At 71.2% G+C, this 19,141-nt stretch carries 16 protein-coding genes; 9 read left to right on the top strand and 7 right to left on the bottom strand.

The genetic code is table 11. From position 1 onward, the window contains the following. Nucleotides 1-77: 77 nt before the first annotated feature. From ACH4F2_RS03955 to ACH4F2_RS03925, 7 genes are all read left to right on the top strand, one after another. Nucleotides 78-509, top strand: coding sequence for an ATP-binding protein (locus ACH4F2_RS03955; protein ID WP_398131092.1), 432 nt, complete (start codon nucleotides 78-80; stop codon nucleotides 507-509). A gap of 243 nt (nucleotides 510-752) precedes the next feature. Further along, on the top strand, nucleotides 753-1,685 hold the full coding sequence (locus ACH4F2_RS03950) for a helix-turn-helix domain-containing protein (protein ID WP_398131091.1): 933 nt from the start codon (nucleotides 753-755) through the stop codon (nucleotides 1,683-1,685). Between the two features lie 50 nt (nucleotides 1,686-1,735). Beyond that, complete coding sequence (locus ACH4F2_RS03945; RefSeq protein ID WP_398131090.1) at nucleotides 1,736-2,599, top strand: hypothetical protein; 864 nt, start codon at nucleotides 1,736-1,738, stop codon at nucleotides 2,597-2,599. Between the two features lie 139 nt (nucleotides 2,600-2,738). Continuing rightward, nucleotides 2,739-3,323, top strand: a complete 585-nt coding sequence (locus ACH4F2_RS03940) for a DUF6932 family protein (protein ID WP_398131089.1) — start codon at nucleotides 2,739-2,741, stop codon at nucleotides 3,321-3,323. An 89-nt stretch (nucleotides 3,324-3,412) separates the two neighbouring features. Continuing rightward, nucleotides 3,413-4,246: a hypothetical protein gene (locus tag ACH4F2_RS03935; protein WP_398131088.1), complete on the top strand. Its 834-nt coding sequence runs from the start codon at nucleotides 3,413-3,415 to the stop codon at nucleotides 4,244-4,246. Between the two features lie 143 nt (nucleotides 4,247-4,389). Continuing rightward, on the top strand, nucleotides 4,390-5,337 hold the full coding sequence (locus ACH4F2_RS03930; RefSeq protein ID WP_398131087.1) for a LysR family transcriptional regulator: 948 nt from the start codon (nucleotides 4,390-4,392) through the stop codon (nucleotides 5,335-5,337). 219 nt (nucleotides 5,338-5,556) lie between these two features. Beyond that, complete coding sequence (locus tag ACH4F2_RS03925) at nucleotides 5,557-6,924, top strand: alpha-lytic protease prodomain-containing protein (protein WP_398131086.1); 1,368 nt, start codon at nucleotides 5,557-5,559, stop codon at nucleotides 6,922-6,924. Nucleotides 6,925-7,076: 152 nt separating this feature from the next. On the opposite strand, the gene ACH4F2_RS03920 is transcribed toward ACH4F2_RS03925, so the two are convergent. The 3 genes from ACH4F2_RS03920 to ACH4F2_RS03910 form a co-directional block, all read right to left on the bottom strand. Continuing rightward, the gene (locus ACH4F2_RS03920; protein WP_398131085.1) at nucleotides 7,077-8,312 is read right to left on the bottom strand and encodes a hypothetical protein; all 1,236 of its coding nucleotides are present in this window, start codon (nucleotides 8,310-8,312) and stop codon (nucleotides 7,077-7,079) included. Nucleotides 8,313-8,453: 141 nt separating this feature from the next. Next, the gene (locus ACH4F2_RS03915; protein WP_398131084.1) at nucleotides 8,454-9,107 is read right to left on the bottom strand and encodes a response regulator; all 654 of its coding nucleotides are present in this window, start codon (nucleotides 9,105-9,107) and stop codon (nucleotides 8,454-8,456) included. Next, nucleotides 9,086-10,378 (bottom strand): sensor domain-containing protein, encoded by a 1,293-nt coding sequence (locus ACH4F2_RS03910; protein ID WP_398131083.1) that lies wholly within the window; start codon nucleotides 10,376-10,378, stop codon nucleotides 9,086-9,088. The genes ACH4F2_RS03915 and ACH4F2_RS03910 overlap by 22 nt, the downstream gene beginning before the upstream one ends. A 177-nt stretch (nucleotides 10,379-10,555) precedes the next feature. On the opposite strand from ACH4F2_RS03910, the gene ACH4F2_RS03905 reads away from it, so the two are divergent. After that, nucleotides 10,556-11,293: an ABC transporter ATP-binding protein gene (locus tag ACH4F2_RS03905; protein ID WP_398131082.1), complete on the top strand. Its 738-nt coding sequence runs from the start codon at nucleotides 10,556-10,558 to the stop codon at nucleotides 11,291-11,293. A gap of 139 nt (nucleotides 11,294-11,432) precedes the next feature. Further along, a complete protein-coding gene (locus tag ACH4F2_RS03900; RefSeq protein WP_398131081.1) occupies nucleotides 11,433-13,988 on the top strand; it encodes an FtsX-like permease family protein in 2,556 nt (851 codons plus the stop codon). Nucleotides 13,989-14,041: 53 nt separating this feature from the next. Here ACH4F2_RS03900 and ACH4F2_RS03895 read toward each other — a convergent pair whose 3' ends face one another. The 4 genes from ACH4F2_RS03895 to rpsG all read right to left on the bottom strand — a co-directional run bounded on the left by ACH4F2_RS03895 (nucleotide 14,042) and on the right by rpsG (nucleotide 19,141). Then, the gene (locus tag ACH4F2_RS03895) at nucleotides 14,042-14,929 is read right to left on the bottom strand and encodes a hypothetical protein (protein WP_398131080.1); all 888 of its coding nucleotides are present in this window, start codon (nucleotides 14,927-14,929) and stop codon (nucleotides 14,042-14,044) included. Nucleotides 14,930-15,137: 208 nt separating this feature from the next. Beyond that, the gene (gene tuf, locus ACH4F2_RS03890) at nucleotides 15,138-16,331 is read right to left on the bottom strand and encodes an elongation factor Tu (protein ID WP_398131079.1); all 1,194 of its coding nucleotides are present in this window, start codon (nucleotides 16,329-16,331) and stop codon (nucleotides 15,138-15,140) included. Between the two features lie 173 nt (nucleotides 16,332-16,504). Further along, nucleotides 16,505-18,631: an elongation factor G gene (gene fusA, locus ACH4F2_RS03885; protein WP_398131078.1), complete on the bottom strand. Its 2,127-nt coding sequence runs from the start codon at nucleotides 18,629-18,631 to the stop codon at nucleotides 16,505-16,507. A gap of 39 nt (nucleotides 18,632-18,670) precedes the next feature. Beyond that, nucleotides 18,671-19,141, bottom strand: coding sequence for a 30S ribosomal protein S7 (gene rpsG / locus ACH4F2_RS03880; RefSeq protein ID WP_003974303.1), 471 nt, complete (start codon nucleotides 19,139-19,141; stop codon nucleotides 18,671-18,673).

The following is a 19,141-nucleotide window of genomic DNA, read 5'->3' as shown; positions in this document are numbered from 1 at the left end:
GACAACCACCGGACAGTGACCTCGTGTACTCATTGAGTCACTTTTCACGGTACGCACACGACGCCACGCTGAGTGACGTGAACCAGAAATCCGCCGAACTCACGACCTACGTCCGCAACTTCAGCGTGCAGCTCTCCCCCACGCCACGCGGCGCCCGCCTCGCCCGCCTGCTCGCGACCGAGCAGCTCCGTTCCTGGGAACTGCCCCTGGACCCGGCACGCCTCGTCGTCGCCGAACTGGCCAACAACGCGGCGGACCACGGACGCGTTCCCGGCCGCGATTTCCGGCTCACGCTCTACGTCGTCGGCGAGACCCTCCGTATCGAGGTCACCGATACCCGTGGCCAGGAGCTCCCCCACCCCCAAGTACCCGCCCCCGACGCCGAATCCGGCCGTGGCCTGCTGCTCGTGGAGGCGCTCGCGGACCGCTGGGGAGTAACCGAGGGCCGCTTCCCGCGCAAGACCGTGTGGGCGGAACTGAGCTTTACGGCACCGCGACCCACGTTCTGAGGTTGCGGTGCCTTCGGTGCCTTACCAAAGAAAAGAACTCGGGGAAAAGAACCCCACCAAGCCCCACCCCTCCCGCCCGAGGCACGTCGTCACTCGGGCGGGTGAACAACACCGGATCAGCTGGATTTCCGGGTCCCCAACTCCCCTACTCTCAGCGCAAACGACCGAGAAATAATTCGGCCCCCGCCGGGACTGCAATCCCGGTGCGAGGGCCTAACCACCAAGGAAGAGGAAACCTTCCCGATGGGTACCCAAAACCCTAGCGCGCCCTCGCGCGCCCAGTCAGCCCCTGCCGCCGATCCGACCCGTCCGCGTCACCACGGCGGCGGCGTCATCCACGAGAACACCCGCCACACCACCCGCTTCGTGGTGATCGGCAACCACCTGGCCCAACACCCGGAGCTGTCGCTGCTGGCAATCGGCCTCAGCTGCCACATCCAGTCGCTCCCCACCGGCGCGAGCGCCGACATCAAGACGCTCACCGCCCGCTTCAAAGAGGGCCCCACCCGCATCGCCGCCGCCCTGCGCGAGCTGGAGGCCCACGGCTACCTGCGCCGCGAACGCCACCGCACCGAGACCGGCCGCATCGTCACCCGCACGGTCTCCTGCAACCAGCCACGGCCCCATCGCGAACCGGCCGACCGGCCGCAGCACCCCCCAAGGCCCTCCCGACCGGCCGCAGCACCCCGCCGGGCCCGCCCAGCGGCAGAACGACACCCCGAGCAAACGGCCCCGCCCCACACGCGCGGAACCGGCCCCCGCAAGGCCCTCCCGGCCGTCCCGCAGCCCAGCCGCACCGCCCCCACGCTCCTCCAGCAGGCCATCGACATCCTCGCCGGCCTGCGGCGACACGACCCCCGCCTTCTCCTCTCCGCGACCGACACCGCCCACCTGGCGCCCGGCGTCGCCGCCTGGCTGGAACGCGACGTCGCTTCCACCGCCGTACGCCACGCCCTGACCACCGACCTCCCCGACGCCCCGCTGCGCCGCCCCGCCGCGCTCCTGGCCCACCGCCTCACCGCCCAGCTGCCGCCCCCGCCGCCCTTCAGGGCCCCCGTCGGTCCCCCACCGCCCCGCTACGAGGTGCGCAACTGCGACGGCTGCGACCGCGGCTTCCGCGCCCCCGAGACCGAAGACCGCTGCCGAGAATGCCGGACAGTCGGTGCACCCGCTTGAAGCCCTCAGCTCCGATCCTCGTCCACCACCTCCAGAAACCCGGTGCCTCCATGTCCAGCCCACCCGCCGAATCACTGCACCGCCTCTTCAGGCACGATCCCGGCCTGTTCGCCCGCGTAGCACCACTCCTCGGTATCGCCGTTCCCGCCATCACCGAGGCGACTGTGCTGTTCTCGGGCGTCGGCAACTGGGGTTCTCTCGCCTGTCGGGGCAGCACGCTGCTGCAACTGGAAACGGCAGGGCAGGAGAGCTTCCTCCTGCTGATCGAGGCACAGGACCGGCAAGACCGCAGGAGGCCCGCTCACTGGGCACACCACGTCGCATACCTGTGGACGGAGTATCGGCTGCCCACAGCTCTGCTGATCGTGTGCTCCGACCAGGACACGGCGCGTTGGGCTGGACAGCCGGTGGCCAGCGGTCCTGTCCAGCCACCCGCACTCGCCTTGCACCCCTTCGTCGCGGGCCCCGACAACCTGCCGCTGATCACCGACCTCGACGAAGTCCGCGCCGACCCGACCCTGACCGCGCTGTCGGCCATCATGCATCCGGCTGTACAGGGCATCGGAACAGCGCTGGACACGTTGTCCACTGTGTTGCGGGAGCTCCCCGAAGTGGACGCGAACCCGCTTATCGCTCTCACGGCCCAGGGCCTCCACACTCACCCGACCGGCATCGTCTGGAAGCACCTCGTGAGCACGATCGTCTTGGAGAGAGAACGCGAGAAGGACCACGTCGAGCGCATCACAAAGTTCCGCACAGAACACCTCCTGCTTCTTCTGGGAGAACGAGGGCTCGTCCTCTCGGAGGCCGCCCGCAAACAGGTCACGGACTGCCAGGACCCCGAGACCCAGCTCCGCTGGCTCCTCCGCGCCGTCACCGCTTCCAGCACAGAAGAGATCTTCGACGACGAATGACCGGCTGGCAGCAGTGCTCCGCCGTGGCCAGTCACGTCAGCGAAAACCCCGTCGGCACGGCTCCTGTGGCGGCAGGATGGACCGCACGGTACGTCGTGAGTTCTTACTGGATACCAACGCACCGACAGGACCACAGCCCGTGTTGCCTTCCTTCGCTCCCAACGGATTCCTGCCGCTGGGCCGGTACTCGGTTTCCTTCGACGAAGCGGAAGCCACGTTGGTCAGCGCACCGGAGTTTCACGAGTCCGCCACCCGCACCCAGCTGTGGGACGGGCTGCAGGACTACCTGGAGCGGTTCTTCACCCTTGAGGACAGTTACGCCGACGTCCTCGGCGAATTCGCTCTCGTCCACAGGCTGTGGCTGGGCGGCAGCTTCGTCAGCGCAAAGATCGATCCACGGAACATCGACGCGACACTGCTGATCGACACCAGGGCCGAGCGCGCGGTACGCGGTAAGCCCGGATCCAAGTGGCTGACCGGCGCATTCAAGAGCAGGGACAGCGTGAAAGAAAGGTACGGCGTCTCGCCGACGAGAGTCGGGTACCGCCCCGTCGGCAACGTCTTCCGGCCTGAGCGCATGGCGCCCGAGGAACGGACATACTTCATGGAAAGGGGTGTGTGGGACGACTGGTGGCAGCGTTGCCGGTTGCCCGACCACGCAACTCGTTCCCCCTCGGAGGAAAGCGCTGCCCCGGCGCGCGGGTATCTGGAGGTGCGACTGTGACCAGTAGTGACAGCTGGCGTGAGCGCAGGCGCGCGCTTCTGAGGAACGACCCCGCAGCCGCGGGGGCCGCGGAACGCTTGTTGGCGGAAATGGGCACCGAGGAACGCGACGACGACGCGATCGAGGCCGATCACCGGGCGAGCCGCCTTGCGGCGGCGCGCGAGTACGAGCCGAACGCCCACCTCGACGAGGAGCTGCGGCTCCGACTCACCGGACCGGACACCGAGGGCGGTGCACTGCGCTTCCAGTGGGGTGACGCCCTACTGGATCCCGTTGAGAGGGCCGTCTCCGCAGCCGCGCGAACCCCGGTCCAGCTGGAACTGACCGGCCTCTCGGCCGGGAGCACCGTGATCCATGCCCGCCCCGTCACCGCACACGCCACGGACGAGGGGGTACTGGATGTCCCCGCCGCCTCCGCGACCAACACGGGCATGCAGACCTTCACCCGGCTCCTGGACGCGCTGGAGTCCGAGGAGGACGTCCAGGAGTGGTCTCGGCTCTTCGATTCCGTGGACGCCGTGGCACGCGCCTTGGACAAGTACGCCCTGAACCTGGATGTGACCTGGTACGACGCGAATGGCGGTGTGCGCAGCGCCCGCCTGAGCGAACGCGGCCGGCACTTCGTCGCCCGACTCCGCGAAACCCGGCCCCGGGACCAGGAGCTCACCATCTCCGGCCGCATCACAGAACTGCGGGAGAGCGGATGGGTCAAGGTGAAGACGGGCACGGCCAAGAACGCCCCCGCCTACGACGTCCACTTCGAGGAGCCCGAGGCGCTGCTCCGTATGCGACCCGGCCTCGGGGACATCGTCCACTTCCGGGTCCGGTTCAGACAGAGCCTGGATGCCGTGGGTATCGCCCGGGCCACCGAGTACACGTACCTGGGCCCGGCCACGGAGCAGGTATCACTTCCCTTGGACTGAAACGCTGCTCCGCTTCGCCATGTGCCCGCCTCTCCTGAGGAGGGCCTGCGGGCTCTGCGGGCTTTGCAGGCCTCGCGGACTCCGCCGTCACAGGTCCGGACCAACCCCTTGCCCCCGCCCCTCCCTCGTCGCAAGCTCCCCTCATGGAGCTGGAGTTGCGGCATCTCAAGACGGTCCGGGCCATCGCCGACGCCGGCAGCCTCACCAGGGCAGCGACGGCGCTCGGCCTCGCACAGCCCGCGCTGAGCGCACAGCTCAAGCGGATCGAAAGGGCCCTGGGCGGCGCGCTGTTCGTGCGGGGCAGACACGGGGTGCGGGCCACCGCACTGGGCGAACTGGTGCTGGAGCGCAGCCGGATCGTGCTGCCCGCGGTGACGGAGTTGCAGCAGGAGGCGGCCCGGTTCGCGCGGGCGCCGCGCACGACGGGACGCCTGCGGCTGGGCGGCACCCACGGCCCCCTGTTGGGGGCCCTCGTCGACCGGCTGGCGGGCGTGGCGCCGGACGCCCGGATGACGACCTGTACGTCCTGGTCGGAGCGGGAGCTGGCCGAGCAACTGGCGGAGGGCAGGCTGGACTTCGCGCTCGCCGGGACCTGCGGGTCCGCGTCCCCGCCCGGCGCCGAGGGGCTGGTCTGGCGGGAGGTCGCCGTCGACCCGGTGTTCGTGATGATGCCCGACGGCCACCCGCTCGCCCACCGGACGGAGGTGGACCTGACCGAGCTGGCCGGCGAGGAGTGGGCCTGCGTGCCCGGCGACGGCTGCTTCGGCGACTGCTTCACCGCGTCCTGCGCCCGCGCCGGGTTCACCCCGCGCCGCATGTACGAGACGGACACCGCGTCCCTCGTACACCTGGTGCAGGTGGGGCGGGCGGTCGGGCTGTGCCGGGCGACCTTCCCGACCACGCCCGGCATCGTCACCCGGCCGCTCACCGGCACCCCGCTGGCCTGGCGGCACCTGCTCGGCTGGCATGCGGTGACGCAGCGGCAGGACACCGCCGCGACCGTGCTCGCGCAGGCCCGCATGGCGCACGCGGGGGTCGCGGCGAGCAGCGACAGCTACACGCGGTGGATGGCCGCGAACCGGGTCTCCTGACCCCTGCCGCCCCCCCTGCCGCCTCCCCTCCTGGCCCCCGTACGCCTTCCATAACACCGGGGAGGGGGCCGGCCGACGTCTTACGGCTGCCGGTCGGCCCTCCCTACGGTTTCGGCACCTCCCCACCGGGGCCCACCCCGGACCCACCGGGGCCCGCCCCGGACCCACCGGGGCCCACCCGGGCCCGCCGGGACCCGCCGAGACCCGAGGAGATCCCCCATGCCCCACCGACACCGACACACCAGAGCCGCGGGTGCCGCCGTCGCCGCGACGGCCGCCCTGCTCGTGGCCGGGCTCAGCGGCTCCGCGAGCGCCGGTGCGGCATCCGCCGGCTCCGCGCCCACCGCGGCCGAGACCCTCCGCACCGACGCCGCGCCGCCCGCCCTCCTCACCGCCATGCAGCGCGACCTCGGCCTCGACCGGCAGCAGGCGGAACGCCGTCTCGTCAACGAGGCCGAGGCGGGCGCCACCGCGGGCCGGCTCCGCGCCGCGCTCGGCGGCGACTTCGCCGGCGCGTGGCTGCGGGGCGCCGAGTCCGGCACGCTGACCGTGGCGACGACGGACGCGGACGACGTCGCGGCCATCGAGGCGGCGGGCGCCGCGGCCACCGTCGTACGCCACTCGCTCGCCGACCTGGACGCGGCCAAGTCCCGGCTTGACCGGGCCGCCGCCGGCCGCGACACCACCGACGCGCCCGTCCGGTACGTCGACGTGCGGACGAACACGGTCACCGTGCGGGCCGTACGGCCCGCCGCTGCCCGCGCCCTCCTCGACGCGGCCGGTGTCGACGCCGGACTCGCCCGGGTCGAGAAGACGTCCGAGAAGCCCCGCCCGCTGTACGACCTGCGGGGCGGCGAGGCGTACTACATCAACAACAGCGGACGCTGCTCGATCGGCTTCCCGATCACCAAGGGCACCCAGCAGGGCTACGCCACCGCCGGTCACTGCGGACGGACCGGGGCGAGCACGAGCGGCGCCAACCGGGTGGCCCAGGGCACCTTCCAGGGCTCGACCTTCCCCGGCCGCGACATGGCCTGGGTGGCCACCAACTCCAGCTGGACGGCGACCCCGTACGTCAGCGGCGCCGGAGGCCAGAACGTCCAGGTCACCGGATCGACGCAGGCCCCGGTCGGCGCGTCCGTGTGCCGCTCCGGCTCCACCACCGGCTGGCACTGCGGCACCGTCCAGCAGCACAACACCAGCGTGACCTACCCCGAGGGCACCATCAGCGGCGTCACCCGCACCACGGTGTGCGCCGAGCCCGGCGACTCGGGCGGCTCGTACATCTCCGGCAGCCAGGCGCAGGGCGTCACCTCCGGCGGCTCGGGCGACTGCCGCAGCGGCGGCACGACGTACTTCCAGCCGATCAACCCGCTGCTGCAGAACTACGGCCTCACACTGAAGACGACCGGTGACAACGGCGGTCCCGAGGAGCCGCCGCCCGGCGGTACCTGGGCGGCCGGCACCGTCTACCAGCCGGGTGCCACCGTGACGTACGGCGGCGCCACCTACCGCTGCCTCCAGGGCCACCAGGCCCAGCAGGGCTGGGAGCCGCCGAACGTACCGGCACTGTGGCAGCGCGCGTGAGCGCCTGACCACCGCACGGGGGATGACCCACGGGGGACGCCTCCCGGGGACGACCTGCGGGGGACGGCCACGGGGGACGGCGGGGACGGGCCCGGGTGCGCTGAGGGAGAGCACCCGGGCCCGGTCACGTCATCGCGCCGGTCACCCGCCGGTCACGTGCGGGTGACCGTGCCGCACTCCTCCTCATCCGACGCCGACTCCTGCCCCATCGCCTGACTGCGGTCGTAGGGGTCCGCTGCCGGGCCGGTGCCCGGGGCGCCCGTCGCCGCGGTGTGGGGGAAGGCGGGGTGGAGATACCCGTCGTACACACCGCACTCGTCGTTGTAGGTGCGGACTTCATAGGTCTTGAGGTTCAGCGTGCCCTGCTCGACCTGCCACTTGCGCGGATCCGACAGGGTCAGCGTGATGTCGCGGCGAACGGTGGTGCGCTCCACGGGCCCGTCGTCCGCGCCGGCCCGCACGAGCGGGTACACGAAGGTGTAGTCCGCGTGCACGTCGACCTGGCCCGGCTCGCCCGCGGCGAAGGTCATGTGGCCGCGCACCTTGACCACGTCGCCCAGCACGCGCGCCTCGGCGGGGTCGAAGCGGCTGAAGAGGGTGAGGGGATTGTCGTCCCGGCTGGGGGCGGTCAGCGCTCGCTCCACGCGCGAGCGCATGACGGAGTTCGTCGGATCCAGCACCCCGATCGCCGCGGCGGGCCGCTCGCCGCGCAACACGGCGGGGTCGAGGTTGCTCGCGACCAGGAACTCCTTGGTGCGGCGCAGCGCCAACTCCACGTCGGCCTTGCTCATCCCGCCGACCGCCTCGGCATCCGGCAGTTCGATGGCGGCGGCGCCGTCACCCCACCGCAGGGCGGGCGAACCGCGGAACGGGTCGTCGCGCGTCGGCACGTCCAGCAGATCGGCCCGGCCGGGGGCACCGGTGGGCAGCGCCGTCTCGCCCGGCAACGGCGCAGGCGAGGACGGAGCGGCGCCTCCGGCCTCCCACTCGGGTATCCGGTCCAGCACCAGCGACGGACGTACGGCGACCACGACGAGCCCCACGGCGATCGCCACCCCGACAGCCGCACGCAGTCGCCGCCGACGCGTACGGCCACCGTCCATCCCCTGCGCCGCCGGGCCCGTACGCCATCCCGGCGGGGTGTCGGACGGCGGCCCCTGCGCCTTCCGCTTTCGGCGCGGCCACCGGCCACGGCCGGCGGCGCGCTGTGCCGTCCCGTCCTGCTCCCGCAACCGCTGGGTCACCATGCGTGCCCTGGCGGACGGTTCCTTGGGCGCCGGAACACCGCCGCTCCCGGCGGCTTCCCGCAGGAACGACTCCAGTTGCTCGTCGGACACGGAGGAGGACGGTTCGTCGTCGGGGCGTTCAGAGGGCGGGACTGTACTCACGGACTCACTTTTCCAACGGCGAGAACTGGACGGTCCATCGTCCCGCCGCTCGGTGTCGGTGCCCCGCACCGTGCGGAAGTCGTGACCGAACCGCTGCGGCTCCGAGGCCGTGGCCCCGGAACACCCGCCGCGCCGCCGGGATCAGGCCCGCAGATACGCCAGCACCGCCAGCACCCTGCGGTGCGTCTCGGTGGCCGGAGGGAGGTCGAGCTTGGTGAGGATGCTGCCGATGTGTTTGCCCACCGCGGCCTCGGAGACGACGAGTTCGCGGGCGATGGCGGCGTTGGACCTGCCCTCCGCGATCAGGGCGAGGACCTCCCGCTCGCGCGGGCTGAGCCGCTCCAGGGGGTCCCGGCGGCGGCGCAGCAACTGGCGCACCACCTCCGGGTCGACGACCGTACCGCCGTCCGCGACCTCGGCCAGCGCGTCGACGAACTCCTCGACCTGGCCCACGCGGTCCTTCAGCAGGTAGCCGACGCCCGTGCCGTCACCGGAGTCCAGCAGTTCGGCGGCGTAGGTCCGCTGCACGTACTGGCTGAGGACGAGGACGGGCAGGCCGGGGCGCCGTTCCCGCAGCCGCACCGCCGCGTGCAGGCCCTCGTCTTGGAATCCGGGCGGCATGCGTACGTCCGTCACGACGATGTCCGGGGTGTGCTCCTCCGCCGCCGTGATCAGCGCCTCCGCGTCCCCCACGGCCGCCACGACCTCGTGTCCGCAGCGGTCGAGCAGGCCGGCCAGCCCGTCCCGCAGCAGAACGCTGTCCTCGGCCAGTACTACGCGAAGCGTTCGGTCCACTCGCAAGGAATCTCCACGCGCAACAGGGTCGGTCCGCCCGGCGGACTGGACAGGGAGAGTCTGCCATCCAGTACGGACACCCGGTCGGCGAGCCCGGTCAGGCCGCTGCCCGCCCCGGCCTCGGCCCCGCCCCGGCCGTCGTCGCGGACCTCCAGGTGCAGCCGTCCGTCACGGTGGCCGCCGGTCACCTCCGCGCGGTCGGCGCCGCTGTGCCTGGCGACGTTGGCGAGGGCCTCGCAGACCACGAAGTAGGCGGCGGCCTCGACCGCCTGCGGCAGCCGCCCCCGCAGCTCCAGGCGTACGTCGACCGGGACGGCGGACCGGTCGGCCGCGTCGTCGACGGCGGCCTGGAGGCCGTAGTCGGCGAGCACCTTGGGATGGATGCCGTGGATCAGTTCACGCAGTTCCTCCAGCGCCTTCCCCGCCTCCCCGTGGGCCTTCGCCAGCTGGTCGGCGAGCGGGCCGGGCGGTGCGTCCAGGCGGGCCAGGCCGAGGGCCATCGTCAGGGCGACGAGGCGTTGCTGCGCGCCGTCGTGCAGGTCGCGTTCGATGCGGCGCCGCTCGGCCTCGAAGGCGTCCACCAGACGCACGCGTGAGCGCGTGAGTTCGACGACCCTGTCGCCCAGGTCGCCGCCGCGCGGGGCCGCCAGGAGTACGCGGGTGAACTCGGCCCGGGCGCCCGCCGCGAGGCCCAGCGCGTAGGAGCCCAGGGCGAGCAGCAGCAGCCCGAGCACCGCCATGCCGAACGCGGTCGGCCAGGTGGTGACCGTCCACTGCTTGAGCACCTTCGCCTCCTCGCCGCCGCCGACGGTGGCCATCAGCAGCGGAGTGGCGACCGTGGCGAGCGGCAGGGCCAGGGCGGCGAGGACGACGAGGGCGTCCAACGGCCAGAGCAGGAAGGCGAACAACAGGGCGTAACCGAGTTCCTGCCAGGTCGACCGCTCCCGCAGCCGGGTCGTCAGCCAGGCCCACAGGCCCGCGGCATCGGGCCGCCGGTGCCGGCCGGGTGCGGGATCGCGGTCGACCAGGCGCAGCCGGTGTCGTTCCAGCTGGGCGACGGGTATGCCCGCCAGCGCGGTGAGGACCAACAGCGGCAGCCCCACCACGACGACGGCGAGGACACCGCCCGCGGCCACCGCGGCCACGACCCCCACCAGGGTCACGGCACCGGCGACCACGCCGGTCACCAGGTAGGCGGCCGCGCGCCACGGCCACGCCGACAGCAGGAAACCGGGGCCGGCCATGGCCTGCCACACATTGCGAGGGTGCATGCGGATCACCGTAGAACTCCCGCGTACGGCCGGGCCATCGGTCCAGTGGGCCTCCCCGGGGTATGGCCTGCCCTACCCCGGTTCTCGCCTCTGCCGCACTGCGCCGGGGTGGTCGCAGGCGGTTTCGTGGAGTCACCAGCCCGGCAGCCGACGTAGTGGGGACAGATGAACGGTCAGATGAGCGACGGAGCGGTGCAGTTGCGTTCCGTCAGCAGGCGGTACGGGGCGGGCGACAGCACCGTGACGGCCCTCGACGAGGTCTCCCTCGCCTTTCCCGAGGGGACGTTCACCGCCGTGATGGGCCCCTCCGGCTCCGGCAAGTCGACCCTCCTGCAGTGCGCGGCCGGCCTGGACCGGCCCACGTCGGGGTCGGTGGCCGTCGGCGGCACCGAGCTGACCGGGCTGAGCGAGAGAAGGCTGACCCTGCTGCGCCGTGAGCGCATCGGGTTCGTGTTCCAGGCGTTCAACCTGCTGCCGTCGCTGACCGCCGAGCAGAACGTGGCGCTCCCCCTGCGCCTGGCCGGCCGCCGCCCCTCCCGGGCCCGGGTACGCGACGTACTCGCCCAGGTCGGCCTCGAAGACCGGGCCCGGCACCGGCCCACGGAGATGTCCGGTGGCCAGCAGCAGCGCGTCGCCCTGGCCCGCGCGCTGATCACCCGCCCCGACGTGCTGTTCGGCGACGAACCGACCGGCGCGCTCGACTCGGAGACCGGCCGCGAGGTCCTGACCCTGCTGCGCGGCATGGTCGACCGCGAGGGCCAGACCGTCGTCATGGTCACGCACGACCCGGTGGCCGCCTCCTACGCCGACCGCGTGGTCTTCCTCGTCGACGGCCGGGTCAACGGCGAACTCACGGGAGCCGGCGCCGACACCATCGCCGCCCGCATGACCCGGCTGGAGACCGTTCCCTGCTGAGCACCGCCCCGTGCAACCCGCGCACCCGCCGGGCCACGAACGCCGGCCACGCGGCCGACGCCGACGGAGACCCGACCGGCGCCCCCGACACCACCCCCGACACCGTCCCCACCCGCACGCCCCGGCTGGAGGCCACCCCGTGCTGAGCACCGCCCTGCGCACCCTGCGCACCCGCTGGGTCACCTTCGTCGGCAGCTTCGTCGCGCTGACGCTGGGGGTCGCCCTGCTCACCGTGACGGGGCTGGCCCTGGCCTCCTCGCTGGACGCGCCGGACCGCGCGCCGGAGCGGTTCGCCGCCGCGCCGACCGTGGTCCGGGGACAGGACACCCTGCGGGTGCCGACACCGATCGGCGACCGCACGGAGGAACTCGCGCAGCCGCGGGCCGTGCCCGCCCCTGTCGTGGCGGAACTGGCTCGGCTCGGCACGGTCGTCGAGGACCGGTCCTTCCCCGTACGGGTCCACGGCGGGGCGGCCGACACGGGCGGAACGGCCGACTCGGGCGGAACGGCCGACTCGGGAAGAACGGCCGACTCGGGCGACGCGGCCGACGCCCGCGGGCCCGGTGTCCTGGTGGGTCACCCCTGGTCCACCGCCGCGTTCGCCCCGTATGCCCTCGACGCGGGCCGCGCGCCGCGCACGGCCGACGAGGTCGTCGTCACCGGCGGCTGGGCCGCACCGGGCGAGCGGGTGCGGACCGACCGGGGCACCGTGCGGGTCGTGGGCACCGTGCCCGACCGCGGGTTCGAGGACGCCGTCTTCTTCACCGACGCGCGTGCCGCCCGGCTCGCACCGGTCAGCGTGCAGCTGGTGGTGGCCGACGCGGACCCGGCCGCCGTACGGGACGCGGTGCGCGGCAGCGCGGGCGTCCAGGTGCTCACCGGGGACGACCGGCGGTACGCCGACGCCGACCCCGACCGGGACAGCGAGGCGCTGACCGCGATGAACGCCCTGTTCGGCACGGCCGGTGGCGTCACCGCCTTCGTCTCGGTGTTCGTCGTGGCCTCCACCTTCGCCTTCGCGGTCGCCCAGCGGCGGCGCGAGTTCGGGCTGATGCGCACGGCCGGGGCCACGCCGGGGCAGATCCGCCGCATGGTGATCGCCGAGGCCCTCCTGATCGGTGTGCTCGCCTCGGCCGCGGGATGCGCACTCGGCTCGTACGGTGCGCCGAGGCTGGCGGCGTGGGTGGTCGACGCCGGGCTGGCGCCGGCCTGGTTCGCCATCGGCGACCACACCTGGCCGTACCACATGGCCTTCTGGACCGGGCTCCTCGTCGCCCTGTGCGGCGTGGTCGCGGCGTCCTGGCGGGCAGGCCGGACCGGCCCCACCGAGGCGCTGCGCGAGGCGTCCGTGGACGCCGGGCCGATGACCCCGGGCCGGCGGCTGTGCGGTCTCGGGCTGCTGCTGACCGCCCTGGTGACGCTCGGCATCGCCCTGACCGGCGACCCCGGCGACCTGCTCCACCGCAAGACCTACGTGAGCCGGCCGATGCTGGTGATCACCGCTATGGCGCTGCTCGCACCGGTCGTGGTGCGTCCGCTGACCCGGCTGCTGGCCTGGCTGCCGTCCCGGCTGCCGGGCGCCGCGGGCATGCTGGTGCGCGAGAACGCGGCCGCCGGCGTGCGCCGTACCGCCGCCGTCGCCGCGCCCGTGCTGGTCACGGTCGCCCTCGCGGGCTCGCTGCTCGGCGCCACCGCGACGCTCAACGAGGCGAAGGCCGCCGAGACCCGCGAGCGGACCACCGCCGCCTTCGTGGTCACATCACCGGACGGCGGCACGGGCTTCGACGCACGGACCGTGGAGCGGCTGCGCGCCGTGCCGGGGGCGGAGATCTCGCCGAGCTCGTCGAGCGCGGTGTACGTCCTGGAGGAGGGCGTGGCGCTCATCAGGTCCGACGCGCGCGCCGTCGGCAGCCCCCCGGCCCTGGCCGCCACCACCCGGCTGCCGCTCGCGGCGGGGAAGGCGACCGACCTCGACGACCATTCGATCATCGTCAACGAGGAGTGGGAACGGCACTCCGTCGGCCAGAGCGTGCGGGTGTGGCTCGGGAACGGCACGGAGAAGACGCTGCGCATCGCAGCGGTGATGCACACCGGCACCGGCGACAACGGCGTCTACGTCACGCCCGCCAACGCCCCCGGCGCCGCGGTCGACCGGGTGGACGTCGCCCTCGCCGACGGCGCCGACAGCGAGGCCGTGGCCGCCGGACTGCGCGAGGCGGCGCGCTCCGCCGGCGGGCAGGTGCTCACCGAGGACGAGTGGGTCGCCGCCACCTACCCGCAGACCAACCGCGCGACCCGGCTCGGCCTCCTCCTGGTCCTCGGGATCGCCCTGCTCTACACCGGCATCTCCCTGATCAGCACGATGGTGATGGCCACCTCCGACCGGGTCCGCGACCTGGCGGTACTGCGGCTGGCCGGCGCCACCAACGGGCAGGTACTGCGGCTGGTGGGCGCCGAGTCACTGACGGTCGTCGCCGTCGGCGCGCTCCTGGGGCTGCTCGCCGCCGGGCTCAACCTGGCCGGGATGTGGGCGGCGCTCGGACTGCTCTCGGTACCCGTCACACCCGCACTGCCGTGGGCGACGATCGGTGCGGTCGTGTCCGCCTGCGCGTTCCTCGCGGTGCTCGCCTCGGTCGCTCCCGCGGCCCTGACCCTGCGGCGCCGTCCGGCGGAGCCGGCGGGCGTACGCGAGTGACCTCGCACCGGCGCTTCACAGACCCCCCTCGACCGCCCCGCCGACGCGGCCGCTCACTCCCCGGCCGACGTGAACACCTCAGCCGCCGACACAGCCGTGATCGCCCGAGCGAACCAGACACTCAGGACATCGAGATCCTCACAGCCGACGATGCGCGCGCGCTCCTCCTCGGACACCTCGACGCCACGACCGTCCAGCAGAAACAGGATGTCCTCGGCACGTCCCTCGGCACGTCCCTCGGCACGAAGGCTCTGAGCAGTCTGCGACTGGAAAAAGGAGAGGTCGGCGGCCATGATGTGCCTCCAGAGGTCTGCGGCCGGCGTCTTGCCGAGGCCTTGTTCCGTGAGCTCGATGAAGATGCTTGCGGTGTTCTCGTCGTCGGCCGACAGATCTTTCAGTGCCGTCGCCAGCGCTTTCAGTATGGCATCGGCGTCCGGGTCCCGGCGGTGCAGAGCCGCGGAGAGCACCGTCAGCGGAATGTCACGCGCGGCCTCGTCGGGGCTGTCGATCACGGGCAGGCTGTCCGGCCCCAGCACCAGGGGGCGCACCGTGAGCGAGGGCCACTGCGGAGGCCCGATGTCGACGTGCCGGGCCGCCCAGGACGCGGTGCGGCGGTCGGCACAGACGACCAGGAGGATCGGCGGCAGGCCGTACTTGGCGTGAAGGTGCGACAGGTAGTACGCCCAGCTCGCCGGCTTGTCGGGGTCCGGCTTTCCCTGGGATTCCACAGCGAGGAGGAAGCTCTCGCCGTCCCTGGCGTCCATGCGCAGCAGCGTGTCCAGACGCCGGTCGACGGGGCGGTTCTCGGTGAGGTCGGTGGGGAGGGGCTCCCCGGAGAGCGGGCCGGCGAAGGTGATGCCAAGGCCCTTGACTGCACGGGCGAAGAGAGCCGGATCCTCCTGGAAGATCCGATGCAGCGCCTCATGGGATGAGCTGACCATGCGCCGAACGTAGGCCGATCGGGGGCAACCAGCGTCGGCATATGCCATTGATTGCCGCGATCGAGTGACGCCCGGCCAGAGGCATTGACGCGCGACCGCGGCCGGCCACCGTCCGCCCACGCGAGAGGGGCCCGTACGACCGAAGTCGTACGGGCCCCTCTCAGGCATCAGCCCATGTCAGGTCGGTGGACCGACAAGCAAGCGGAGCTTACTTGTTGATCTTGGTGACCTGGCCGGCGCCCACGGTCCGGCCACCCTCACGGATGGCGAACTTCAGGCCCTCTTCCATGGCGACGGGCTGGATGAGCTCCACCTTCATCTCGGTGTTGTCACCCGGCATGACCATCTCGGTGCCCTCGGGGAGGGTCACGACGCCGGTCACGTCCGTCGTACGGAAGTAGAACTGCGGGCGGTAGTTGTTGAAGAACGGGGTGTGACGGCCACCCTCGTCCTTCGACAGGATGTAGGCCTGGGCCTCGAACTCGGTGTGCGGCGTGACCGAACCGGGCTTGATGATGACCTGGCCGCGCTCCACGTCCTCGCGCTTGATGCCACGGAGGAGCAGACCGACGTTCTCACCGGCCTGGCCCTCGTCGAGGAGCTTGCGGAACATCTCGATGCCGGTGACCGTGGTGGTGGTCTTCTCGGTCTTGATGCCGATGATGTCGACGGTCTCGTTGACCTTGAGGACACCACGCTCGATGCGGCCGGTGACGACGGTGCCACGACCGGTGATCGTGAAGACGTCCTCGATCGGCATCAGGAACGGCTTGTCGACGTCACGCTCGGGCTCCGGGATGGCCTCGTCCACGGCCTTCATGAGCTCGAGGACCGAGTTGCCCCACTCCTTGTCGCCCTCGAGGGCCTTCAGAGCGGAGACCTTGACGACCGGCAGGTCGTCGCCCGGGAACTCGTACTCGGAGAGGAGCTCACGCACCTCGAGCTCGACGAGCTCCAGGATCTCCTCGTCGTCCACCATGTCGGCCTTGTTCAGGGCGACGACGATGTACGGAACGCCGACCTGGCGGGCCAGGAGCACGTGCTCCTTGGTCTGCGGCATCGGGCCGTCGGTGGCGGCGACCACGAGGATGGCGCCGTCCATCTGCGCGGCACCCGTGATCATGTTCTTGATGTAGTCCGCGTGACCGGGGCAGTCGACGTGGGCGTAGTGACGCGTCTCCGTCTGGTACTCGACGTGCGCGATCGAGATCGTGATACCGCGCTGGCGCTCCTCGGGAGCCTTGTCGATCTGGTCGAAGGCCGAGGCCTCGTTCAGGTCCGGGTACGCGTCGTGCAGCACCTTGGTAATGGCGGCCGTGAGGGTCGTCTTACCGTGGTCGATGTGACCGATGGTGCCGATGTTGACGTGCGGCTTAGTCCGCTCGAACTTCGCCTTCGCCACTGGGGTCCTCCTGTGGAGTGGTTCTGTACGCCTTACTCATCGGCGCCAGGTGATCTTTGCTGGAAAGCCCGGGTGCCGGGGGCATTCCACCGGGTTCACGGCGGAATGCCCCATGCAGGCTCCGGGGTCAAGCCTAAAGCGTGAGAACGGGGTCCGTTAAACGGAGTAGCCCGTTACTCGCCCTTGGCCTTCGCGATGATCTCCTCGGCGACGTTCCGGGGAACCTCGGCGTAGGAGTCGAACTGCATCGAGTAGCTTGCGCGACCCGACGTCTTGCTGCGGAGGTCGCCGACGTAGCCGAACATCTCCGACAGGGGCACGAGGCCCTTGACGACGCGGGCGCCCGCACGCTCCTCCATGGCCTGGATCTGGCCACGGCGGGAGTTGATGTCGCCGATGACCTCACCCATGTAGTCCTCGGGCGTGGTGACCTCGACGGCCATCATCGGCTCCAGGAGCACGGGCGAAGCCTTGCGCGCGGCCTCCTTGAACGCCTGCGAACCGGCGATCTTGAAGGCGAGCTCGGAGGAGTCGACCTCGTGGTAGCCACCGTCGATGAGCGTGACGCGGACGCCCGTCATCTCGTAGCCCGCCAGGATGCCGAACTGCATGGCCTCCTGCGCACCGGCGTCCACCGAAGGGATGTACTCCTTCGGGATACGGCCACCGGTGACCTTGTTCACGAACTCGTACGAGGCGTCGCCGCCCTCGATCGGCTCGATCGCGATCTGCACCTTGGCGAACTGACCGGTACCACCGGTCTGCTTCTTGTGGGTGTAGTCCACGCGCTCGACGGTCTTGCGGATCGTCTCACGGTACGCGACCTGCGGCTTGCCGACGTTGGCCTCGACCTTGAACTCGCGCTTCATGCGGTCCACGAGCACCTCGAGGTGAAGCTCGCCCATACCGCCGATGACGGTCTGGCCGGTCTCCTCGTTGGTGTGGACCTGGAAGGACGGGTCCTCCTCGGCCAGGCGCTGGATGGCGACACCCAGCTTCTCCTGGTCGCCCTTGGACTTGGGCTCGATCGCGACCTCGATGACCGGCGCCGGGAAGTCCATGGACTCCAGGATGACCGGGTTCTTGTCGTCGGACAGCGTCTCACCGGTGGTGGTCTGCTTCAGGCCCATGACGGCGACGATGTCGCCGGCGCCCACCGACTCGATCTCCTCACGCTTGTTGGCGTGCATGCGGTAGATCTTGCCGATGCGCTCCTTCTTGCCCTTGACGGAGTTCAGCACCGCGGTGCCGGACTCCAGGCGGCCCGAGTAGACCCGGACGAAGGTGAGCTTGCCGAGGTGCGGGTCGCTCATGATCTTGAACGCGAGCGCGGCCAGCGGCTCGTCCTCGGACGGCTTGCGCTTGATGACGACCTCGGGGTCCTTGACGTCCTGGCCCTCGATGGCCTCGACGTCGAGCGGGGTCGGCAGGTAGCGCACGACCGCGTCGAGCAGGGGCTGGACGCCCTTGTTCTTGAACGCGGTGCCGCAGAACACCGGGGTGACGGTGGTCTCGTCGGACTTGCCGGACGCGATGGTGATACGACGGATCGCGGCGTACAGCTGCTCCTCGGTGGGCTCCTGGCCCTCCAGGAACAGCTCCATGATCTCTTCGTCGTTCTCCGCGACGCCCTCGACCAGCTTGCCGCGCCACTCATCGGCGGCCTCGGTGTGCGTGGCCGGGATGTCCACGGTCTCGTACATCTCGCCCTTGGCGGCGTCCGCGGACCACACGAGCGCCTTCATGCGGACCAGGTCCACGACGCCCTTGAAGTCGGCCTCGGCGCCGATCGGGAGCTGCATGACGAGCGGCTGGGCGCCCAGGCGGTTCGAGATCATCTCCACGCAGCGGTGGAACTCGGCGCCGGTACGGTCCAGCTTGTTGACGAAGCAGATGCGCGGCACGCCGTAACGGTCGGCCTGACGCCACACCGTCTCGGACTGCGGCTCGACACCGGCGACACCGTCGAACACGGTCACGGCACCATCGAGCACGCGCAGGGAGCGCTCCACCTCAACGGTGAAGTCGACGTGCCCCGGGGTGTCGATGATGTTGATCGTGTAGTCGTTGTCCTCGAGCGGCCAGTGGCAGGTCGTCGCAGCAGACGTGATCGTGATGCCACGCTCCTGCTCCTGCTCCATCCAGTCCATCGTGGCGGCGCCGTCGTGGACCTCACCGATCTTGTACGACACGCCCGTGTAGAACAGGATGCGCTCGGTGGTGGTCGTCTTGCCCGCGTCGATGTGGGCCATGATCCCGATGTTGCGGACCTTGGCCAGGTCAAGTGAAGTGGTAGCCATAAGGCTTCAGTCTTCTCTCGGTCTCGATGTGGGTAGCGACTACCAGCGGTAGTGCGCGAAGGCCTTGTTGGACTCGGCCATCTTGTGCGTGTCCTCGCGCTTCTTCACAGCGGCACCGAGGCCGTTGGAGGCGTCGAGGAGCTCGTTGAGCAGACGCTCGGTCATGGTCTTCTCGCGACGGGCGCGGGAGTAGCCGACGAGCCAGCGCAGCGCGAGGGTGTTGGCGCGACCGGGCTTGACCTCGATCGGCACCTGGTACGTCGCACCACCGACACGGCGGGACTTGACCTCGAGGGTCGGCTTGATGTTCTCGAGAGCACGCTTCAGCGTGATGACCGGGTCGTTGCCGGTCTTCTCGCGCAGGCCCTCCATGGCGCCGTAGACGATGCGCTCGGCGGTGGAGCGCTTGCCGTTCAGCAGCACCTTGTTGATCAGGGAGGTCACCAGAGGAGAACCGTAGACCGGGTCGATGATGACCGGGCGCTTCGGGGCGGGGCCCTTACGAGGCAT

It is taken from the genome of Streptomyces sp. NPDC017890, from assembly GCF_044328675.1.
GTDB lineage: Bacteria > Actinomycetota > Actinomycetes > Streptomycetales > Streptomycetaceae > Streptomyces.
The sequence above is the reverse complement of the archived record's forward strand: the minus strand, read 5'-3'. Positions and strand labels throughout refer to the sequence as shown.

Coding starts and splice junctions, on each gene's coding strand:
- ACH4F2_RS03930 (WP_398131087.1), top strand. CDS start 4,390: ATGGAGCTGGAGTTGCGGCATCTCAAGACGGTCCGGGCCATCGCCGAC.
- rpsG (WP_003974303.1), bottom strand. CDS start 19,141: ATGCCTCGTAAGGGCCCCGCCCCGAAGCGCCCGGTCATCATCGACCCG.
- ACH4F2_RS03935 (WP_398131088.1), top strand. CDS start 3,413: ATGGGCACCGAGGAACGCGACGACGACGCGATCGAGGCCGATCACCGG.
- ACH4F2_RS03895 (WP_398131080.1), bottom strand. CDS start 14,929: ATGGTCAGCTCATCCCATGAGGCGCTGCATCGGATCTTCCAGGAGGAT.
- fusA (WP_398131078.1), bottom strand. CDS start 18,631: ATGGCTACCACTTCACTTGACCTGGCCAAGGTCCGCAACATCGGGATC.
- ACH4F2_RS03950 (WP_398131091.1), top strand. CDS start 753: ATGGGTACCCAAAACCCTAGCGCGCCCTCGCGCGCCCAGTCAGCCCCT.
- ACH4F2_RS03945 (WP_398131090.1), top strand. CDS start 1,736: ATGTCCAGCCCACCCGCCGAATCACTGCACCGCCTCTTCAGGCACGAT.
- ACH4F2_RS03925 (WP_398131086.1), top strand. CDS start 5,557: ATGCCCCACCGACACCGACACACCAGAGCCGCGGGTGCCGCCGTCGCC.
- ACH4F2_RS03905 (WP_398131082.1), top strand. CDS start 10,556: ATGAGCGACGGAGCGGTGCAGTTGCGTTCCGTCAGCAGGCGGTACGGG.
- ACH4F2_RS03910 (WP_398131083.1), bottom strand. CDS start 10,378: ATGCACCCTCGCAATGTGTGGCAGGCCATGGCCGGCCCCGGTTTCCTG.